General features: G+C 29.0%; 5 protein-coding genes. 1 reads left to right on the top strand and 4 read right to left on the bottom strand.

What is annotated here, in order from left to right:
• Positions 1 to 89 precede the first annotated feature (89 nt).
• Genes rlmB through E6A48_RS01085 form a run of 3 tightly spaced genes read right to left on the bottom strand, consistent with a single transcriptional unit; the run spans position 90 to position 2,571 of the window.
• Positions 90 to 803, bottom strand: a complete 714-nt coding sequence (gene rlmB / locus E6A48_RS01075) for a 23S rRNA (guanosine(2251)-2'-O)-methyltransferase RlmB (RefSeq protein ID WP_219708157.1) — start codon at positions 801 to 803, stop codon at positions 90 to 92.
• Entirely contained in the window at positions 803 to 1,792 is a 990-nt protein-coding gene (gene galE / locus E6A48_RS01080; protein ID WP_219708158.1) for a UDP-glucose 4-epimerase GalE, read from the bottom strand. The genes rlmB and galE overlap by 1 nt, the downstream gene beginning before the upstream one ends.
• A gap of 26 nt (positions 1,793 to 1,818) precedes the next feature.
• Positions 1,819 to 2,571 (bottom strand): ankyrin repeat domain-containing protein, encoded by a 753-nt coding sequence (locus tag E6A48_RS01085; protein ID WP_219708159.1) that lies wholly within the window; start codon positions 2,569 to 2,571, stop codon positions 1,819 to 1,821.
• Between the two features lie 213 nt (positions 2,572 to 2,784).
• Between E6A48_RS01085 and E6A48_RS01090 the strand changes: the two genes are divergently transcribed.
• Positions 2,785 to 3,024, top strand: a complete 240-nt coding sequence (locus E6A48_RS01090; RefSeq protein ID WP_219708160.1) for a hypothetical protein — start codon at positions 2,785 to 2,787, stop codon at positions 3,022 to 3,024.
• Here E6A48_RS01090 and E6A48_RS01095 read toward each other — a convergent pair.
• On the bottom strand, positions 3,021 to 3,494 hold the full coding sequence (locus E6A48_RS01095) for an ankyrin repeat domain-containing protein (protein ID WP_219708161.1): 474 nt from the start codon (positions 3,492 to 3,494) through the stop codon (positions 3,021 to 3,023). The genes E6A48_RS01090 and E6A48_RS01095 overlap by 4 nt on opposite strands.
• Between the last annotated feature and the right edge of the window lie 211 nt (positions 3,495 to 3,705).

A 3,705-nucleotide genomic window follows, 5' to 3' on the forward strand; every position in this document is an offset into this window, starting at 1 on the left:
CAACTTTTTTGAGCGACAAAAAAGTTGATAATATATCTATAAAAGTAATCTATAAAATATGTTTAAGTTTTATATATAATTAAATTATATTATCTTTTATACACAGAATAAGCGTAAGATATTATAGCGGATGCTGCTGATACATTAAGCGAATCAAAATCGCTGCAGGCTCTTATTATAATGCTGCCATCGGAATTCTTCTTCAAACTCTCCCTTACTCCGCTATGCTCATTTCCAAGTATAATAGCTGTAGGTGTGTCAAATTTAAAATTTTCTAATGATGTGTCGCCTTTCTCGCTCGCATAATATACCCAAAAACCTTTATCTTTCATTATCTCAATAGCCCTATTAAGATTAGTCTCTATTGATATAGGCAAATGATAGGCAGCACCAGCCGATATCTCATAAACCTTTTCATTTATAGGAGCAGCATTGTCTTTAGGTATAATGATTCCGCCCAAATCAAAAAAATATGCATTCCTTATAATGGCACCCAAATTATGAACATCAGTTATAGAATCAAGTATAAATATGAGCGGCGTATTAGTTTTCTCTAAAGCCCTATCCAAAAAAACATCAATACCTATCTCAGCATTTTCTTTCACACTCGCAACAATAGAATAAACCTTTCCTACAATGCTCTCCATCTCTCTTTTGTCAACATTTTTAATTAAAACCTTCTTTCTCTCAGCAAGCTTAATTATTTCTTTTTCTCTTTTTGATATAGGAAATTTAATATAAATAACATCAACCAAGTCTTTAGATAGAGCTTCAACTATAGCATTTTTTGAACTAATAAACATTATTTCTTATAACCATTAGGGTGATTTTTATGCCAATTCCAAGCAGTTTCAACTATTTTCTCTAATGAGTCTATAGTAGGAGTCCAGCCCAAAACCTCTTTAGCCCTATCACTGCTAGCAATAAGTTCAGATGAATCCCCTGCCCTTCTCGGACAAACTTCTGCAGGTATAGCATGACCTGTTACTTTTCTAGCCACCTCTATAACCTCTTTTACACTAAATCCGTTTCCATTACCCAAGTTACAAGCAACACTCTTACCACCATTTTTAAGATAATTCATAGCAGCAATATGTGCCAAAGCCAAATCGCATACATGTATATAATCTCTCAAACAAGTACCGTCTGGTGTAGGATAATCATCACCAAATATTTTTATGTTTTCTCTTTTTCCGAGAGGCACTTGAAGTATTAAAGGTATTAAATGCGATTCTGGATTATGGTCTTCTCCAATGTCTCCGTCAGGGTGAGCACCAGAAGCATTAAAATATCTCAAAGCCACATAATTAAAATCATAAGCTTTTGTATACCAAGAAAGTATCTTTTCTAATGCAAGTTTACTATCTCCATAAGGATTAGTAGGCTCTTTTCTGCAATCTTCTTTTAGAGGAATAGATTCAGGCTCTCCATAAACAGCAGCAGTAGAAGAAAATATAAAGTTCTTTACTTTAGCTCTAAGCATAGCATTAAGTAAATTTATAGAGTTAGACACATTGTTATGATAATATTTAGCAGGATTTTGTACACTCTCACCAACTTCTATATAGGCACATAAATGCATAACAGAATCAATATTATGCTTAGCAAATATTTCATCAAGTAAAGCACTATCTCCAATGTTTCCATGATAAAAATTCTTACAATCTTTAATAGCCTCTTTATGTCCATACTCAAGTGAATCTATTACAACAGTTTCTATATTCTGTTTTAAAAGTTCACGCACCACATGCGAACCAATATAACCAGCTCCTCCGCAAACTAATACAGCCATAATAAAAACCCTCCTATTTATAAAAATTAATTTTCAGCACCTAAACTCTCTAAAAGCTCTATTGTCTCACTGTCATTAGCATAATATAAAACACCATCTCCATCTTCATCGGTGCTGTTAATATCAAAACCTAAATCATTAACCAAATATTTAATAACTTCTATATTATCATTTAAAGAAGCAATATGAAGCCCATTAGCATCATAAATATTTCTAGAATCAATTAAATCAGGATGAGTTTGAACTAACATTTGTACTTCCTCAGCACTTCCAGTACCACAAGCCCATAAAAAAGCATTCCAACCATCTTCATCTTTAATATAAGGATCAGCATCATTGTCAAGTAAATATTTAACTATGCCTAAATCCCTATAAAATATAGCAAATATCAAAGGGCTAGCTCCATCAATACTATAACTATCATCCATAAACTCACTATACTCGCTTTCATCTGTGCTTATAGTATCATTAACTAATTGACTATCCATCTCCACTAATTCAGCAACCCTTTTTAAACTATGATTTCTTATAGCATCAAATATATCATACTCTTCACTATATTCACCCTCTTCTCTGCCTTCATAAGCAAATGCATAAGCACTCTTAGTATCAACAAACTTTCCGTTAACTTTTACAACATTAGTATATTCTTTATGATATATATTATTAGGGTCGCTAACATAAACTTTATTATTATTAACTGAAACTTCAGATTCTTTTTTACAAGAAAATAATACAACAGATAATACTATCAAAATTATAAACAATATTCTTTTCATAAATAGAAAACCGCCATTACATATAACTTACAAAATTAATTATACTATAAAACTTAATTATTTTCTATAGCAATATAAACAATCATAAATAAAACAACATAAAAAATATTTACTATTATCCTATATAAACTGTTATAATTACTATAATATTATAATTGACTTTTTTGATAAAAAATATTAGACTCTGCTTAAGATTTTTTAGGAGATTTTATTATGGGACACAATATAATAGATGGATATAGAAAAATAGAAGGAAATTATCCAACATATAGAGAATATTTAATACATTTCTACTGCAAAGATTGTTCTAATTTTTGGGCTGTAGATGAAAAAGAAATCAATATAGTAGAAGATGATGATTTAACTAATATAGATGATATAATAGATGATTCTGTATCAAACTGCCCTATATGCGGTTCAACAAATATAGCAAGAAGTAATAAAAATAATTAATTATTTAATTTATTTTTAATAAGTTCTATAATCTCTTTAGAATCAATTTCATTTGCTAATTGTAGTGCATCTTTATCTTCTTCATTCTTAATTCCCAAATTAGCACCATTTTCTATTAATATTTTTGCTACATGAATATTATAATTTTTCAAAGCTATTATTAAAGCAGATTCATTTTTAACATCAACATCATCTAAATTAGCCCCATTATCTAAAAGAAAATTTACAGTTTCAATGGCACCGTCTTCAGCAGCATACATAAGAGGAGTTTTATTACTAAAGTCCTTAGCATTAATATTTATACCAGACCTAAGTAAAGCTTTAATTTTTTTTAAATCTCCATACAAACAAGCTATATGTATATTATCACTATTAGAATCTAGCCTAATATTTTTAAAAGCCCGTTTTAATATTGGTGTAAGTATAACAAGAGCAACTATTACGATAATTATTATAGTACTGTATTCCATAATACAAAATCCTATATTTTCAAATCACAACTTAAGAACTAATATAAAAACATAAAATCTTTTAATTTAGTAAAAGTATATAATAATATTATTAATTATTCAAATAAATTATATCTTTATTATTAGTATCTATTACAATATTTTTTCCGTCAAATTCCTTAGCATCTTTATAAACTATATAAGGTATATTTAAAGCCTTTAAAAGTATACC

This window comes from Brachyspira pilosicoli (assembly GCF_019402445.1).
Lineage (GTDB): Bacteria > Spirochaetota > Brachyspiria > Brachyspirales > Brachyspiraceae > Brachyspira > Brachyspira pilosicoli_B.